General features: G+C 58.2%; 17 protein-coding genes. 14 read left to right on the top strand and 3 right to left on the bottom strand.

Annotation, left to right across the window (positions count from 1 at the left end):
- Positions 1–34 precede the first annotated feature (34 nt).
- On the top strand, positions 35–1168 hold the full coding sequence (locus ACI2JR_RS12265) for a 3-phenylpropionate MFS transporter (RefSeq protein ID WP_132726101.1): 1134 nt from the start codon (positions 35–37) through the stop codon (positions 1166–1168).
- On the opposite strand, the gene csiE is transcribed toward ACI2JR_RS12265, so the two are convergent.
- Positions 1165–2442, bottom strand: a complete 1278-nt coding sequence (gene csiE, locus ACI2JR_RS12270; protein ID WP_132726099.1) for a stationary phase inducible protein CsiE — start codon at positions 2440–2442, stop codon at positions 1165–1167. The genes ACI2JR_RS12265 and csiE overlap by 4 nt on opposite strands.
- Before the next feature lie 124 nt (positions 2443–2566).
- Here csiE and ACI2JR_RS12275 point away from each other — a divergent pair, with 124 nt between their 5' ends.
- A complete protein-coding gene (locus tag ACI2JR_RS12275; RefSeq protein WP_132726096.1) occupies positions 2567–3205 on the top strand; it encodes a DUF1007 family protein in 639 nt (212 codons plus the stop codon).
- Positions 3196–4176, top strand: a complete 981-nt coding sequence (locus tag ACI2JR_RS12280; protein WP_462478663.1) for a nickel/cobalt transporter — start codon at positions 3196–3198, stop codon at positions 4174–4176. The genes ACI2JR_RS12275 and ACI2JR_RS12280 overlap by 10 nt, the downstream gene beginning before the upstream one ends.
- A gap of 39 nt (positions 4177–4215) precedes the next feature.
- On the opposite strand, the gene suhB is transcribed toward ACI2JR_RS12280, so the two are convergent.
- Positions 4216–5019 (bottom strand): inositol-1-monophosphatase, encoded by an 804-nt coding sequence (gene suhB, locus ACI2JR_RS12285; RefSeq protein ID WP_004866394.1) that lies wholly within the window; start codon positions 5017–5019, stop codon positions 4216–4218.
- 120 nt (positions 5020–5139) lie between these two features.
- Between suhB and trmJ the strand changes: the two genes are divergently transcribed.
- The 11 genes from trmJ to sseB all read left to right on the top strand — a co-directional run bounded on the left by trmJ (position 5140) and on the right by sseB (position 14123).
- Positions 5140–5877 (top strand): tRNA (cytosine(32)/uridine(32)-2'-O)-methyltransferase TrmJ, encoded by a 738-nt coding sequence (gene trmJ / locus ACI2JR_RS12290; protein ID WP_132726091.1) that lies wholly within the window; start codon positions 5140–5142, stop codon positions 5875–5877.
- A 258-nt stretch (positions 5878–6135) separates the two neighbouring features.
- Positions 6136–6627: a Fe-S cluster assembly transcriptional regulator IscR gene (gene iscR, locus ACI2JR_RS12295; RefSeq protein ID WP_132726089.1), complete on the top strand. Its 492-nt coding sequence runs from the start codon at positions 6136–6138 to the stop codon at positions 6625–6627.
- A gap of 172 nt (positions 6628–6799) precedes the next feature.
- Positions 6800–8014, top strand: a complete 1215-nt coding sequence (gene iscS / locus ACI2JR_RS12300; RefSeq protein WP_132726086.1) for a cysteine desulfurase — start codon at positions 6800–6802, stop codon at positions 8012–8014.
- A gap of 26 nt (positions 8015–8040) precedes the next feature.
- Complete coding sequence (gene iscU, locus ACI2JR_RS12305) at positions 8041–8427, top strand: Fe-S cluster assembly scaffold IscU (RefSeq protein WP_132726084.1); 387 nt, start codon at positions 8041–8043, stop codon at positions 8425–8427.
- A 15-nt stretch (positions 8428–8442) separates the two neighbouring features.
- Entirely contained in the window at positions 8443–8766 is a 324-nt protein-coding gene (iscA, locus tag ACI2JR_RS12310; RefSeq protein ID WP_004866380.1) for an iron-sulfur cluster assembly protein IscA, read from the top strand.
- A 193-nt stretch (positions 8767–8959) separates the two neighbouring features.
- Complete coding sequence (gene hscB / locus ACI2JR_RS12315; protein ID WP_132726081.1) at positions 8960–9475, top strand: co-chaperone HscB; 516 nt, start codon at positions 8960–8962, stop codon at positions 9473–9475.
- Between the two features lie 15 nt (positions 9476–9490).
- Positions 9491–11341: a Fe-S protein assembly chaperone HscA gene (hscA, locus tag ACI2JR_RS12320; RefSeq protein WP_132726079.1), complete on the top strand. Its 1851-nt coding sequence runs from the start codon at positions 9491–9493 to the stop codon at positions 11339–11341.
- 1 nt (position 11342) lies between these two features.
- A complete protein-coding gene (gene fdx / locus ACI2JR_RS12325; protein ID WP_004866372.1) occupies positions 11343–11678 on the top strand; it encodes an ISC system 2Fe-2S type ferredoxin in 336 nt (111 codons plus the stop codon).
- 1 nt (position 11679) lies between these two features.
- A complete protein-coding gene (gene iscX, locus ACI2JR_RS12330; RefSeq protein ID WP_004866369.1) occupies positions 11680–11880 on the top strand; it encodes a Fe-S cluster assembly protein IscX in 201 nt (66 codons plus the stop codon).
- A gap of 94 nt (positions 11881–11974) precedes the next feature.
- Positions 11975–13261 (top strand): aminopeptidase PepB, encoded by a 1287-nt coding sequence (gene pepB, locus ACI2JR_RS12335; protein ID WP_132726077.1) that lies wholly within the window; start codon positions 11975–11977, stop codon positions 13259–13261.
- A gap of 85 nt (positions 13262–13346) precedes the next feature.
- Complete coding sequence (sseB, locus tag ACI2JR_RS12340; RefSeq protein ID WP_132726075.1) at positions 13347–14123, top strand: enhanced serine sensitivity protein SseB; 777 nt, start codon at positions 13347–13349, stop codon at positions 14121–14123.
- 33 nt (positions 14124–14156) lie between these two features.
- On the opposite strand, the gene sseA is transcribed toward sseB, so the two are convergent.
- Positions 14157–15005 carry a 3-mercaptopyruvate sulfurtransferase gene (sseA, locus tag ACI2JR_RS12345; protein ID WP_132726072.1) on the bottom strand — a complete coding sequence of 283 codons (849 nt, stop codon included), beginning with the start codon at positions 15003–15005 and terminating at the stop codon, positions 14157–14159.
- Positions 15006–15136: the final 131 nt, after the last annotated feature.

Consider the following 15136-nt stretch of genomic DNA (forward strand, 5'->3'; position numbering starts at 1 on the left):
TCGCCAGACTAGCGATTCCATTCGGGAGGGAATCATGGTCTTGCAATCCACGCGCTGGCTGGCGCTGAGTTACTTCACCTACTTTTTTAGCTACGGAATTTTTCTACCTTTCTGGAGCGTGTGGCTGGCAGGTACCGGCTTAACGCCGGAAACCATCGGCATGCTGCTGGGCGCCGGGCTGGTGGCCCGTTTTCTCGGCAGCCTGTTGATCGCCCCGCGGGTGAGCGATCCCGCCCGGCTGATTTCCGCCTTGCGGATTCTGGCGCTGCTGGTGCTGCTGTTTGCTCTGGCCTTCTGGGCCGGTAACCACGTCGCCTGGCTGACCGTCGTGATCGTCGGCTTCAACCTCTTTTTCTCCCCTCTGGTGCCGCTGACCGATGCGCTGGCGAATACCTGGCAAAAACAGATCACCATGGACTACGGGCGCGTACGTCTGTGGGGATCGGTGGCGTTTGTTATCGGCTCGGCGCTCACCGGCAAGCTGGTCAGCCTATTTGATTATCGGGCGATTCTGCTGATGCTCAGTCTGGGGGTTGCCTCCATGCTGCTGGGCATGTTGCTGAAGCCGTCGGTGATGCCGCAGGGCGAATCCCGCCATCATGAAGGCGCCGGGCTTGCGGCGTGGCTGCGGCTGGTGCGCCAAAGCTGGCGCTTTCTCGCCTGCGTCTGCTTGTTGCAGGGCGCGCACGCCGCCTACTACGGCTTCAGCGCCATTTACTGGCAGGAAGCCGGCTACTCCGCCTCTGCGGTGGGCTACCTGTGGTCGCTGGGCGTGGTGGCGGAAGTGGCTATCTTTGCGTTGAGTAAAAAAGTGTTTAGCCGCTTTAGCGCCCGCGATCTGCTGCTGCTTTCTGCGGTGTGTGGTCTGATTCGCTGGACGCTGATGGGCGCGACCACGGCGCTGCCGTGGCTTATCGTCGCGCAGATTCTGCACTGCGGGACCTTCACGGTCTGCCACCTGGCGGCGATGCGCTATATTTCAGCCCGTCAGGGGAGCGAGGTGATTCGTCTGCAGGCGGTCTATTCCGCCGTGGCGATGGGCGGCAGTATTGCGGTGATGACGGTCTTTGCCGGTTTCCTCTACCAGCACCTCCATCAGGGCGTATTTTGGGTGATGGCGCTGGTGGCGCTCCCGGCGCTGGTGCTGCGGCCGAAAGCGGTCGCCTAATCCTCAAGCATTTTACAAATATGCTGCCGTTGATGATCGCTGAACGCCTCTTCAGCATGAAACAGCGGCGGCGAAAACAGCGGCAATGCGGTGGCATAGGGCGTGACCACCAGCGCCACCCCTTTCGGGGCCCCTTCCCTCTGAAAGGCATGTACGCTCTGGTATTTAATATTCAGCGGCAGGAGGGTCAGCTCGCGTAGCTGCAGCTCAAGGGCCTGTTCAAGGTCGGGATTATCGTGGGTAAGCAACACCACCTGTTTTTCATGCAGATCGGTTTTCTGCATCAGCCAGGCGCCGAAAATCACCGCAATCAGTCCCACCTCCTCCTGATTAAACCGGATCCCATAGGCCGCTTCAAACTCGCCCAGCGCCGCCTGGGTGGTGCGCATCAGGCGCGGATAGAGACGGCTTATCTCTTCCGATAGCGCGTTATCGATACCGATGGCAAAAACGCTACGATTGAGCGCCTGTGACAGATGGATATAGAGCTGATCGCTGAGCCCCCGATCGTCGCTGAACGGGCGACCGGCCAGATCCTGGAAGCGATGAATCAGGCGGGCGATAGCCAGATGCAGCCGTCGGTCCTGGTGGTGGCCATCGCGAATAGGATCCGGGGTTTTCAGCAGCATAAACAGCAGCGTCAGAAACAGCTGCTCGCCGGCGTGCGGCGGCGATGAGACCCGGCGTTGCCAGTGGCGCACAATCTCCTGAGCAAGAGTGAACTCCGCCGCTTGTTGCGCCCAGCGCTGTTGTTCCGCGGTGAAGTCCGGCGTCAGCCCGAGGTGGTGCTGCAACAGGCAGTATTGCAGATACAGGCGCAGGAAATGAATGTCCCGACAGTCAAATTGCCGGTTGAGCATCCGCGCGCAGCGGTTGACCAGCGCCTGCAGATTTGTATCGTCATACAACGTCCGCGCGATGCCCTGCAGTTTAAGCTGCGTTTTTAATGCGGGCGTAAAATGGTGATGAATAAAATGCGGGCATAAGCGCAGCGCTCGCCGCAGGCCGTGCAGCAGGCACAGGCGTTGATCGATCACGGCACCTTCAATCCGATAGCTGCCGTCCACCTGCGACGAGAGCGTCAATCGGTGGTAACGCTGGATTTCGCGTCCCGTCTCCGCGATATCTTGCCGGGCCGTTGCTTCATCAACAAGGTTGATGTGGCTCAGCCGCTCGGGCGTAACGGGCTGCCCGGGCAGATAAAACATCAGGAGAACCTGGCTACGGCGCTGTGGACTGGAAAGCGCAGATGGTGGTTCAATGACGGTCATCATCTGGTAAGTTCCAGTTAGGGTTTTCGCTAAGAATAGCCAATGGATGCGTGGAGATCAGGGCCGTTCGCCCCCTTTACGTCAGGATTGCAGGCTAAGTTCACAGAATTTTTCACGTGAGGAACGGATGAAGAGAGTGAAACAATGCACCAGTGCGGCATTTTTCATGGTTTTATCATTTAGCGTGCTAGCGCACCCGCATAGCTTCATCAGCCTGAAAACGCAAGCGGTGGCGGATAACGGACTGCTCACCGGTTTTAAAATGCGCTGGACTATGGATGAGATCACCTCCGCGGATCTGCTCTACGATGCGGGGAATGCACAGCCCGGCGATGAGGTGTGGAAAAAGCTGGCGGCGGAAGTGATGGCCAACGTGCTTGGCCAGCATTACTTCAGCGAGCTTTGGCATAACGGTCAGCGGGTGAAGTTTGACAACCGGCCCGCTGGCTATGGCCTCGAACGCGAGGGGCACCAGGCGGTGCTGACGTTTACCCTGCCGCTGGCAAAGCCTCAGCCGCTGGCCGGACAAACGCTGACGTTATCGACATTTGACCCGACCTATTACGTCGATATGCACTATGACAAAGCGGGCGATTTCTCGCTGCCCGCCGGGCTGCAGGCGGGATGTAAGGTCAAGGTGGTCACGCCGGAGCCGAATGAAAAAATGGCCGCTTTTGCCCAGTCTCTCGATAAAGCCGACGCGCCGCCGGAGGATATGGAACTGGGAACCTATTTTGCGCAGAAGGTAACGCTGACATGTCAGTAATTTTCTCTCCCGCCACACGCGTTTCGCGTCTGCGTCAGCTGTGGCCGCTGGCGCTTTTTTTACTGCTGGCGATAGCGGCAGGATGGTGGCTATGGCAGGCCTGGCCTCGGGTGATGCTGCAAAGTGCCGTCTGGCAGCGGGATCTGAATCTTGAGCTGAGCCATCTGCTGAAAGCGGTTGCGGAAAACCCGACGGCGGCCGGATTTTCGCTGCTGGCCTTCAGTTTTGTCTATGGGGTGCTGCACGCGCTGGGGCCGGGGCATGGCAAAGTGGTGATTACCACCTGGCTGGCGACGCATCCGACAAAGCTTAAATCAAGCATCGCCCTGACGCTGGCGGCCTCGCTTCTGCAGGGGCTGGTAGCGATTGCGCTGGTGGTGGTGGTGCTGTCCCTCCTGCAACTGCCCGCCCGGGAGCTGCATCTCAGCAGTTTCTGGCTGGAGAAGGGGAGCTATCTGCTGGTGGGGGCGCTGGGCTTGCTTCTGTGCTGGCGGGCGCTGAAAAAACTGCGGACGGCGTTACGACGTCCGACGTTCATCGCCTTTACTCCGCACCACGTCCATCATGCTCATTGCGGCTGCGGGCATCAGCATATGCCCGCGCCGGAGCAGCTACAGGGCGGCGATGACTGGCGCGCGCGGCTGGTCATCGTCCTTTCTATGGGGATGCGGCCCTGCTCCGGGGCGCTCATGGTCCTGCTGTTCAGTAAAGTGATCGGCGTCTTCAACTGGGGAATGGCGGCGGCGCTGGCGATGGCGGCGGGCACCTCGTTGACAATCTGCGGGCTGGCGCTGCTGGTGCACGGTTTTCGGCAACTGGCGGTTAAGCTCTGCGGCAATAAGACGCCGCCGTTATGGCAACAGGTTGGCTGGGCGACTCTGGCGCTGGCGGGGGGGCTGATTTTAGTCGCTGCGGCGGCGGTGATGTGGAGCAGCGCGGTGCCGGTCGGCAGGGGATTACGGCCGTTTTGAGAAGATATCTCGCCCCGTGAACCGGGGCGAGAGGAGAGATTAACGCTTCAGCGCTTCGCTCAGTTCGTCGCGCATATTCGCCAGCATGGCTTTCACGACGCGCGGGTTACCTGCAACGATGTTGCCGGTGTGCATGTAGTTATGGCCGCCGGTGAAGTCGCAGACCAGCGCGCCCGCTTCACGAGCAATCAGTTCACCTGCTGCGAAATCCCACGGTTTCAGCGCGATTTCAAAATAACCATCAACGCGGCCAGCGGCCACGTAAGCCAGATCCAGAGCGGCAGAACCGGTGCGGCGGAAATCAGCGCACTCGGTAAACAGCTTACCGAGAATATTCATGTATGCCGTCGCGTGCTGTTTTGCTTTGAACGGGAAGCCGGTCGCCAGAATGGTGCCATCCAGATCGCGAGCGTTGCTGCCGCGCAGACGATAGCCGTTCAGCTGCGCGCCCTGGCCGCGGGTCGCGGTGAACAGTTCGTTACGCATTGGGTCGTAAACCACAGCCACTTCGGTACGGCCTTTGATGCGTACGGCGATGGATACGGAGAAGTGTGGCAGGCGTTTAACAAAGTTGGTAGTGCCATCCAGTGGATCGATAACCCATTGAACATCCTGATCTTCACCTGCGTGTTCACCGCTTTCTTCGGTGATGATGGTGTGCTGCGGGTAAGATTTGCGAATGGTTTCGATAATCAGCGCTTCAGCTGCTTTATCGACGTTGGTCACAAAGTCATTGCTGCCTTTCTGGCTCGTTTCTACGGAGTCTGGGGTTTCGTAGTGCTTGGCAATTAAATTACCCGCCTTGCGCGCTGCGCGCACGGCGATGTTCAGCATCGGATGCATCGGTCTCTCTCACTGGATGTTAAAGAACGGGAAAAAACGGCGCACATAGTAACAGCGAAATCTGCTTATGTCTCCGTTTTATGATAGCATGCGCGAATAATCTTTAGCCGAAGAACCATAATGCTACAAAATATTCGAATCGTACTGGTAGAAACATCACATACTGGAAATATGGGTTCCGTTGCCCGGGCCATGAAAACCATGGGGTTAACCAACCTGTGGCTGGTGAATCCGTTAGTCAAACCTGATTCGCAGGCTATCGCGCTGGCAGCGGGCGCCAGCGATGTGATCGGCAACGCGCAGATCGTCGACACCCTCGACGAGGCGCTGGCTGGTTGCAGTCTGGTGGTGGGGACCAGTGCGCGTTCGCGTACGCTACCGTGGCCGATGCTTGACCCGCGCGAGTGCGGCCTGAAGAGCGTGGCGGAAGGGCAGCATGCGCCGGTGGCGCTGGTGTTTGGCCGCGAACGCGTCGGGCTGACCAACGATGAACTGCAGAAATGCCACTACCATGTCGCTATCGCCGCCAACCCGGAATACAGCTCGCTGAACCTGGCGATGGCGGTGCAGGTTATCGCCTACGAAGTGCGTATGGCCTGGCTGGCGACGCAGGAGCAGAACGAAGCGGCGGTGGAGCACGAAGAGACGCCGTATCCGCTGGTGGATGACTTAGAGCGCTTTTACGGCCACCTTGAGCAAACCCTGCTCGCTACCGGCTTTATCCGTGCCAACCATCCCGGGCAGGTGATGAATAAACTGCGCCGCCTGTTTACCCGCGCGCGCCCGGAAAGCCAGGAGCTCAATATCCTGCGCGGCATGCTGGCGTCGATTGAACAGCCGCAGAAAAACAAAGACTAAGGTTCCTTCCTGGCGCTGTTTCGCCGCCTTTTGGGTTTCCGCCGCCGCGAGCGGTGAACGGACAGAGGGCGGCAAAGCCCCGCAGAGCGGGACTTGCGGCGCGATAATGCGATAGGGCACAGATGGTTAAATACCTGACTAAAACAGTCAAGTAAATAGTTGACCAAATTACTCGGGAATGTCAGACTTGGCCCTGCTATGCAATACCCCATATTAATAAAAAGCCCGGGCAGGGGCGAGTTTGAGGTTAAGTAAGACATGAGACTGACATCTAAAGGGCGTTATGCTGTGACCGCGATGCTGGACGTCGCGCTCAACTCTGAATCGGGCCCGGTTCCGTTGGCTGATATTTCTGAACGTCAGGGGATCTCGCTGTCCTATCTGGAACAGCTGTTTTCCCGTCTGCGTAAAAACGGTCTGGTATCCAGCGTGCGTGGCCCAGGCGGCGGTTATTTGTTAGGTAAAGAAGCTGGCAGTATCGCCGTAGGCGAAGTGATCAGCGCGGTAGACGAATCGGTTGACGCCACCCGCTGTCAGGGTAAAGGCGGATGCCAGGGCGGCGATAAGTGTCTGACCCACGCGCTATGGCGCGACCTGAGCGAGCGTCTGACCGGCTTCCTGAATAACATCACCCTCGGTGAACTGGTCAATAACCAGGAAGTCCTTGATGTTTCAGGCCGTCAGCATAGCCATGAATCCCAGCGCAATACCCGTACCCAGGACGCTATCGACGTCAAACTGCGTGCGTAGTACTCGTTCTGTTTCCGTTTGCGGCTTATTCGCTGCAAGGTGAAATGTTCAGGGTAAAAATTATAAAAGATTTTCGAATCAGGCCGGGATGTTACGACATCCCGTGTCCCGGACGTACATCAAGCCGGTTGCCTGGTTCCTTGCATTGAGTGATGTACGGAGTTAAAGAGCAATGAAATTACCGATTTACCTCGATTACTCCGCAACAACGCCGGTGGACCCGCGTGTTGCCGAGAAAATGATGCAGTTCCTGACCCTGGACGGGACCTTTGGTAACCCGGCCTCTCGTTCACACCGTTTCGGCTGGCAGGCTGAAGAGGCGGTTGATATCGCCCGCAATCAGATTGCCGAGCTGGTCGGCGCCGATCCGCGCGAAATCGTATTTACCTCCGGCGCAACGGAATCCGATAACCTGGCGATTAAAGGCGCTGCCAACTTTTATCAGAAAAAAGGCAAGCACATTATTACCAGCAAAACCGAGCACAAAGCGGTTCTGGATACCTGCCGTCAGCTGGAGCGTGAAGGCTTCGAAGTTACCTACCTGGCGCCGCAGCGCAACGGGATTATCGACCTCAAAGAGCTGGAAGCGGCGATGCGTGACGACACCATCCTGGTGTCCATCATGCACGTGAACAACGAAATTGGCGTGGTACAGGATATCGCCACCATCGGCGAACTGTGCCGTGCGCGTGGCATCATCTACCACGTTGACGCGACCCAGAGCGTGGGCAAACTGCCTATCGATCTGAGCCAGCTGAAAGTTGACCTGATGTCTTTCTCCGGTCACAAAATTTATGGCCCGAAAGGGATTGGCGCGCTGTACGTTCGCCGTAAACCGCGTATCCGCATTGAAGCGCAGATGCACGGCGGCGGTCACGAGCGCGGCATGCGTTCCGGGACTCTGCCAGTCCACCAGATCGTCGGTATGGGTGAAGCTTACCGTATCGCGAAAGCAGAGATGGAAACCGAGATGGCGCGTCTGCGCAGTCTGCGTAACCGTCTGTGGGAAGGCGTTAAAGATATGGAAGAGGTTTACCTCAACGGTGACCTGGAGCAGGGCGCGCCGAACATTCTCAACGTCAGCTTCAACTATGTTGAAGGCGAGTCGCTGATTATGGCGCTGAAAGACCTGGCCGTTTCCTCCGGTTCCGCTTGTACTTCTGCCAGCCTTGAGCCGTCCTACGTGCTTCGCGCACTGGGCATGACTGACGAACTGGCACACAGTTCTATCCGTTTCTCTTTAGGTCGCTTCACTACCGAAGAAGAGATTGACTACACCATCGACCTGGTTCGTAAATCCATCGGCCGTCTGCGCGATCTGTCTCCGCTGTGGGATATGTTCAAACAGGGCGTGGATCTGAACAGCATCGAATGGTCTCATCATTAATCGGTAGGGTATAAGGAGAATTCATCATGGCATACAGCGAAAAAGTTATTGATCATTACGAGAACCCGCGCAACGTCGGCTCTTTCGACAACAGCGACGAAAATGTCGGCAGCGGCATGGTTGGCGCCCCGGCGTGTGGCGACGTGATGAAGTTGCAGATTAAAGTCAACAATGACGGTATCATTGAAGACGCGCGTTTCAAGACCTATGGCTGCGGTTCCGCTATCGCTTCCAGCTCCCTGGTCACCGAATGGGTGAAAGGCAAGTCTCTGGACGAAGCGCAGGCGATCAAGAACACCGATATCGCCGACGAACTGGAACTGCCGCCGGTGAAAATTCACTGCTCGATCCTGGCGGAAGACGCGATTAAAGCCGCGATTGCGGATTACAAAAGCAAACGTGAAGCGAAATAATTAAGAGGTTATTGTATGTCGATTACTCTTAGCGACAGCGCAGCGTCGCGGGTTAATTCCTTCCTGGCCAACCGCGGCAAAGGCTTCGGTCTGCGCTTAGGTGTCCGCACTTCCGGCTGTTCAGGTATGGCCTATGTGCTGGAATTTGTTGACGAGCCGGCGGCAGAAGACACCGTGTTTGAAGATAAAGGCGTCAAGGTAGTGATCGACGGCAAAAGCCTGCAGTTCCTTGACGGTACTCAGCTGGACTTTGTCAAAGAAGGTCTGAACGAAGGGTTTAAATTTACCAACCCGAACGTTAAAGATGAGTGCGGTTGCGGCGAAAGCTTTAACGTATAATTCCGACGCTACCCGGTACATTCAGGCCGCAGCGAGGCGCTAAACGCGCGAGTCATGATGCGCTTACCGCAGTAAGTTCATCAGGTGAGCGTGTATAGCCAGCGCCAGGGCGGCCCGAAATACGCGGGTAGAGGACCCCACCGCGGTTAACCGTGAGTGGGGTTTGCTTTATCTCGTTAACCCTGAGGTTGTTATGGACTATTTTACCCTCTTCGGGTTACCGGTCAGTTATACCCTTTCGCAAGAACAGCTGGCTGCCCGGTACCAGGATTTACAGCGCCAGTACCATCCTGACAAGTTCGCCAGCGCGAGCGCGGCCGAACAGCTCGCCTCCGTGCAGCAATCCGCTACCATCAACCAGGCGTGGCAAACGCTGCGTCATCCGCTGACCCGCGCCGAATATATCCTTTCGCTTCATGGCTATGATTTAGCCAGCGAACAGCACACCGTGCGTGATACCGCGTTCCTGATGGAGCAGCTGGAGCTGCGCGAAGAGCTGGATGAGATTGAAAAATCACAGGATGAGGCGCGTCTGGCGGCCTTTATCAAACGCGTGAAGGGGATGTACGACGTTCGTCATCAGCAGGTTGTCGAACAACTCAATAACGAGACGTGGGACGCGGCGGCGGATACCGTGCGTAAACTGCGTTTTCTCGATAAACTTCAGAGCGTTGCAGAACAACTCGAAGAAAAGCTGCTCGATTTTTAATTTTCGGAAGCAATTATGGCCTTATTACAAATTAGTGAGCCTGGCCTGAGTGCCGCGCCGCACCAGCGTCGTCTGGCGGCGGGTATTGACCTGGGCACCACCAATTCTCTGGTCGCTACCGTGCGTAGCGGTCAGGCCGAAACACTGCCCGATCATCAGGGGCGCTACCTGCTGCCTTCCGTGGTGCACTACCACGCATCCGGTCTCGACGTCGGGTACGATGCCCGGCAAAATGCGGCCCACGACCCGGTGAACACCATCAGCTCCGTGAAGCGGATGATGGGGCGCTCGCTGGCCGATATTCAGACCCGCTACCCCCATCTGCCTTACCAGCTGCAGGCCAGTGAAAACGGTCTGCCGATGATCCAGACCGCCGGCGGTCTGCTCAATCCGGTTCGCGTCTCCGCCGATATCCTGAAAGCGCTGGCCGCCAGGGCGACAGAAGCCCTCTCCGGCGAACTCGACGGCGTGGTCATTACCGTTCCAGCCTATTTTGACGACGCCCAGCGGCAGGGCACCAGGGACGCCGCGCGGCTGGCTGGCCTGCACGTGCTGCGTCTGCTGAACGAACCGACCGCCGCGGCGATTGCCTACGGCCTCGATTCCGGTCAGGAAGGGGTTATCGCGGTTTACGATCTCGGCGGCGGCACCTTTGACATTTCGGTACTGCGCTTAAGCCGCGGAGTATTTGAAGTGCTGGCGACCGGCGGTGATTCCGCGCTCGGCGGCGATGATTTCGACCATCTGCTGGCGGATTACCTGCGTGAACAGGCGGGCCTGAGCGATCGCAGCGATAATCGTCTGCAGCGTGAACTGCTGGATGCGGCGATCGCGGCGAAAATCGCCCTCAGCGACGCCGACTCCGTCAGCGTGGACGTCGGCGGCTGGCAAGGCGAGATCGCCCGCAGCCAGTTCGATGAGCTGATTGCTCCGCTGGTTAAACGTACCCTGCTGGCCTGCCGCCGCGCGTTGAAAGATGCCGGCGTGACGGCGGAAGAGGTGCTGGAAGTGGTGATGGTCGGCGGTTCGACGCGCGTGCCGCTGGTCCGTGAGCGCGTCGGCGAATTTTTTGGCCGTACGCCGCTGACCACGATTGACCCGGACAAAGTGGTGGCCATTGGCGCCGCGATTCAGGCCGATATCCTGGTGGGTAACAAACCGGATAGCGAACTCCTGCTGCTTGACGTCATTCCGCTCTCCCTGGGGCTGGAGACGATGGGCGGCCTGGTGGAGAAAGTGATCCCGCGCAACACCACGATCCCGGTGGCCCGTGCGCAGGAGTTCACGACCTTCAAAGATGGTCAGACGGCGATGTCTATCCACGTGATGCAGGGCGAGCGCGAACTGGTGCAGGACTGCCGTTCTCTGGCGCGTTTTGCGCTGCGCGGGATTCCGGCGCTGCCGGCCGGCGGGGCGCATATTCGCGTGATCTTCCAGGTCGATGCCGATGGTCTGCTGAGCGTGACCGCCATGGAAAAATCGACCGGTGTCGAAGCCTCCATTCAGGTGAAGCCGTCCTACGGCCTGACCGACGGTGAAATCGCCACCATGATTAAAGATTCGATGAGTCACGCCGAACAGGATATCAAGGCGCGGATGCTGGCTGAGCAAAAAGTCGAAGCCGCGCGCGTTCTTGAGAGCCTGGAGAGCGCGCTGGCCGCCGATGCCGCGCTGTTAAGCGCCGCAGAACGTCAGGCTATCGATGAGGCGACGGCGCAGCTGCGCGCGGTCGCGGCAGGCGATGACGCCGACGCAATTAAAGATGCGATTAAAAATACAGACACACAAACCCAGGAATTTGCCGCACGCCGCATGGACCAGTCGGTCCGTACTGCGCTGAAAGGCCAATCCGTGGACGAGGTTTAATATGCCAAAGATTGTTTTTCTGCCCCATCAGGACCTGTGCCCGGATGGCGTAGTTGTGGAAGCTGAGATCGGTGAGACCATTCTGGATGCCGCGCTGCGTAGCGGTATCGAGATCGAACACGCCTGTGAAAAATCCTGTGCCTGCACCACCTGCCACTGCATCGTGCGTGAAGGTTTTGACTCGCTGGCGGAAAGTACCGAAGATGAAGACGATATGCTGGATAAGGCCTGGGGGCTCGAACCCGACAGCCGTCTGAGCTGCCAGGCGCGCGTGACCCATGACGATCTGGTCGTCGAGATCCCGCGTTACACCATCAACCACGCACGCGAGCATTAATATGGGACTGAAATGGACCGACAGTCGTGAAATCGGCGAAGCGCTGTATGATGCCTTCCCGGATCTCGACCCGAAAACCGTTCGCTTCACCGATATGCATCAGTGGATTTGCGAACTGGAAGACTTTGACGACAATCCGACCGCATCCAATGAAAAAATTCTGGAGGCGATTCTGCTAGTCTGGTTAGATGAAGCAGAATAATTTCCGTATCATTAAGCGGAAAAATAATATGGGCTGCCTTTTGGCGGCCCTTTTGCCAAATGCGGCTCCTTTGCCAAAGAAGGATAAAGATAACATGACCGAAGCCATGAAGATTACGCTGACAACCCAACCCGCCGACGCGCGCTGGGGAGAGAAAGCGGCTTACAGCATTAACAATGACGGCATCACCCTGCATCTGAACGGTAAAGACGACCTGGGCCTGATTCAGCGCGCGGCGCGTAAAGTTGACGGCCTGGGCATCAAGCACGTTGCGCTGAGCGGTGAAGGCTGGAATACCGACCGCGCGTGGGCATTCTGGGCCGGTTACAAAGGGCCGAAAGGCAGCCGCCAGGTGGAATGGCCGGCGCTGGATGATGCGCAGAAAAGCGAACTGGACAACCGTCTGACGATTATTGACTGGGTGCGCGACACCATTAACGCGCCGGCGGAAGAGTTAGGCCCGGAACAGCTGGCCCAGCGCGCCGTCGATCTGCTGTGCAGCGTGGCCTGCGACAACGTGACTTACCGTATCACGAAAGGTGAAGATCTGCGCGAGCAGGGCTACCTTGGCCTGCATACCGTGGGGCGCGGTTCCGAGCGACCGCCGGTGCTGCTGGCGCTGGATTACAACCCAACCGGTGATAAAGAAGCCCCGGTGTATGCCTGCCTGGTCGGGAAAGGGATCACCTTCGACTCCGGCGGTTACAGCATCAAGCAAAGCGCGTTTATGGATTCGATGAAGTCCGATATGGGCGGCGCGGCAACGGTCACCGGCGCGCTGGCCTTCGCGATTACCCGCGGCCTGAACAAACGCGTGAAGCTGTATCTGTGCTGTGCAGACAACCTGATCAGCGGTAATGCCTTTAAGCTGGGCGATATTATTCGCTATCGCAACGGTAAAACCGTGGAAATCATGAACACCGACGCCGAAGGCCGTCTGGTGCTGGCGGATGGTCTGATTGACGCCTCGGCGCAGAAACCGGAGCTGATTATCGATGCCGCCACGCTGACCGGCGCGGCGAAAACCGCGCTCGGCAATGATTACCACGCGCTGTTCAGCTTTGACGACCCGCTGGCGAACCGCCTGCTGGCAAGCGCGCAGGCGGAAAATGAAGCCTTCTGGCGTCTGCCGCTGGCCGAATTCCACCGCGGCCAGCTGCCGTCGAACTTCGCGGAACTGAACAATACCGGCAGCGCCGCTTACCCGGCGGGGGCCAGCACCGCGGCAGGTTTCCTGTCTCACTTCGTCGAGAACTACCAGCAGGGCTGGCTGCATATCGACTGCTCGGCAACCTACCGTAAAGCGGCCGTTGAGCAGTGGTCCGCAGGGGCGACCGGCCTCGGCGTACGCACGATTGCTAATCTGTTAACCGCAGAGTAAAAAAGAGAGGGGCGCCAGCCCCGGATTATCGCCCCGGCGGGCGCTGCGCAACCGGGGCACTTTCGATTCTGACGTTGTGAGCATTATGTCCGAAACTAAAAATGAATTAGAAACCCTGCTGGAAAAGGCGGCCACCGAGCCGGGCCATCGCCCCGCATTTTTCCGTACGCTGCTGGAGTCCAGCGTCTGGGTTCCCGGCGCGGCGGCGGAAGGCGAGCCCATTGTTGAAGAGAGTGCCGTCGACCTCCAGCACTGGGAGAAAGACGACGGCGCGTCGGTTATTCCGTTCTTCACTTCGCTGCAAGCCTTGCAGCGGGCGGTCGAAGATGAACAATCTTTCGTGGTGATGCCGGCGCGTACGCTGTTTGCGATGACGCTCGGCGAAACGCTGTTCCTCAATGCGAAGCTGCCAACCGGCAAAGAGTTTATGCCCAATGAGATCCGCCATCTGCTGGGGGAAGAGGGCAATCCGCTGAGTACGCAAACCGTGCTCGAAGGCGGCGAGTCTTTACTGTTGTCTGAGGTGGCCGAGCCGCCGGCGCAGATGATTGACTCATTAACGACGCTGTTCAAAACCTTGAAAACCGTCAGGCGGGCGTTTCTGTGCTCAATTAAAGATAGCGCCGATGCGCCGGCAAACCTGCTGATCGGTATTGAAGCGGAAGGTGATATCGAAGAGGTGATTCAGGCCACCGGCAGCGTGGCGACCGATACGTTACCGGGCGATGAGCCGATTGATATCTGTCAGGTGGTCGAGGGCGAAAAGGGGATCAGCCACTTTATGATGGCCCACATCACGCCGTTTTACGAAAAGCGCTGGGGCAGCTTCCTGCGCGACTTCAAACAGAACCGCATTATCTGATGATGGCGGGGGCATCAGCCCCCGCTGCGGCGGCTATTGCGCCGGTTCGATCGGAAGATCGCTACGCGCCCCCCATTCGCTCCACGAGCCGTCATACAGGCAGACGCCGTTGACGCCCAGCGTCGTCAGCGCCAGCACCACCACCGCCGCCGTCACCCCTGAACCGCAGCTGGCGATAATCGGTCGCTCGAAATCCACGCCCTGGCGGATGAAGATATCATTCAGTTCGTCAATGGTTTTGAGCTCACCGTTGATGACCAGATCGCTCCACGGGACGTTGAGCGCGCCGGGAATATGCCCGCGACGCAGCCCTGGACGCGGTTCGTCCACCAGGCCATTAAAGCGCCCGGCCGGGCGGGCGTCGACGATCTGCGCCGATCCTTCATGGCTCACCAGCAGCACATCGGTCAGGCGTTTGATCACTTCAGGATCGAAGCGGCCGTCAAACTCACCTTCCGGCAGTTCCGGGACACCCTGTTCCAGCGGCAGCTCGTCGCGCTGCCAGCCGGCCAGACCGCCGGCGAGAATGGACACCTTCTCGACGCCAAAGGTTCGCAGCATCCACCAGGCGCGCGGCGCTGAAAACAGGTTGCCTTCATCATAAACCACCAGATGTTTATCGCTGCTGACCCCCAGTTCACGCATCGCCACGGCAAAAGCCTCCGCGCGCGGCATCATATGCGGCAGCGGGCTGGTGTGATCCGACAGGGCTTCGATATCGAAAAATACCGCGTTGGGAATATGGCCTGCGCGGTATTCCGCGCTGATATCGCGCGATGCTTCCTGACCCGGGGGCAGCATCCGTGCGTCGATAATCTGGATTTCCGGGTCATCAATATGTTCCGCCAGCCAGTCGGCGGCGACAAAAAACGAGGTGGACATGGGGGCCTCCGTTTTATTATCCATCAATCAATGAATTGTCGACGTTTTCCCGACGGCTGACAAGCTCAGAGCACCGGAGTTGCGACGCCGCGACGTACCTTAAAATAGGGTTAGCCAGATTCTATTATGGT

It is taken from the genome of Klebsiella sp. NPDC088457 (assembly GCF_044900465.1).
Taxonomy (GTDB): domain Bacteria; phylum Pseudomonadota; class Gammaproteobacteria; order Enterobacterales; family Enterobacteriaceae; genus Klebsiella.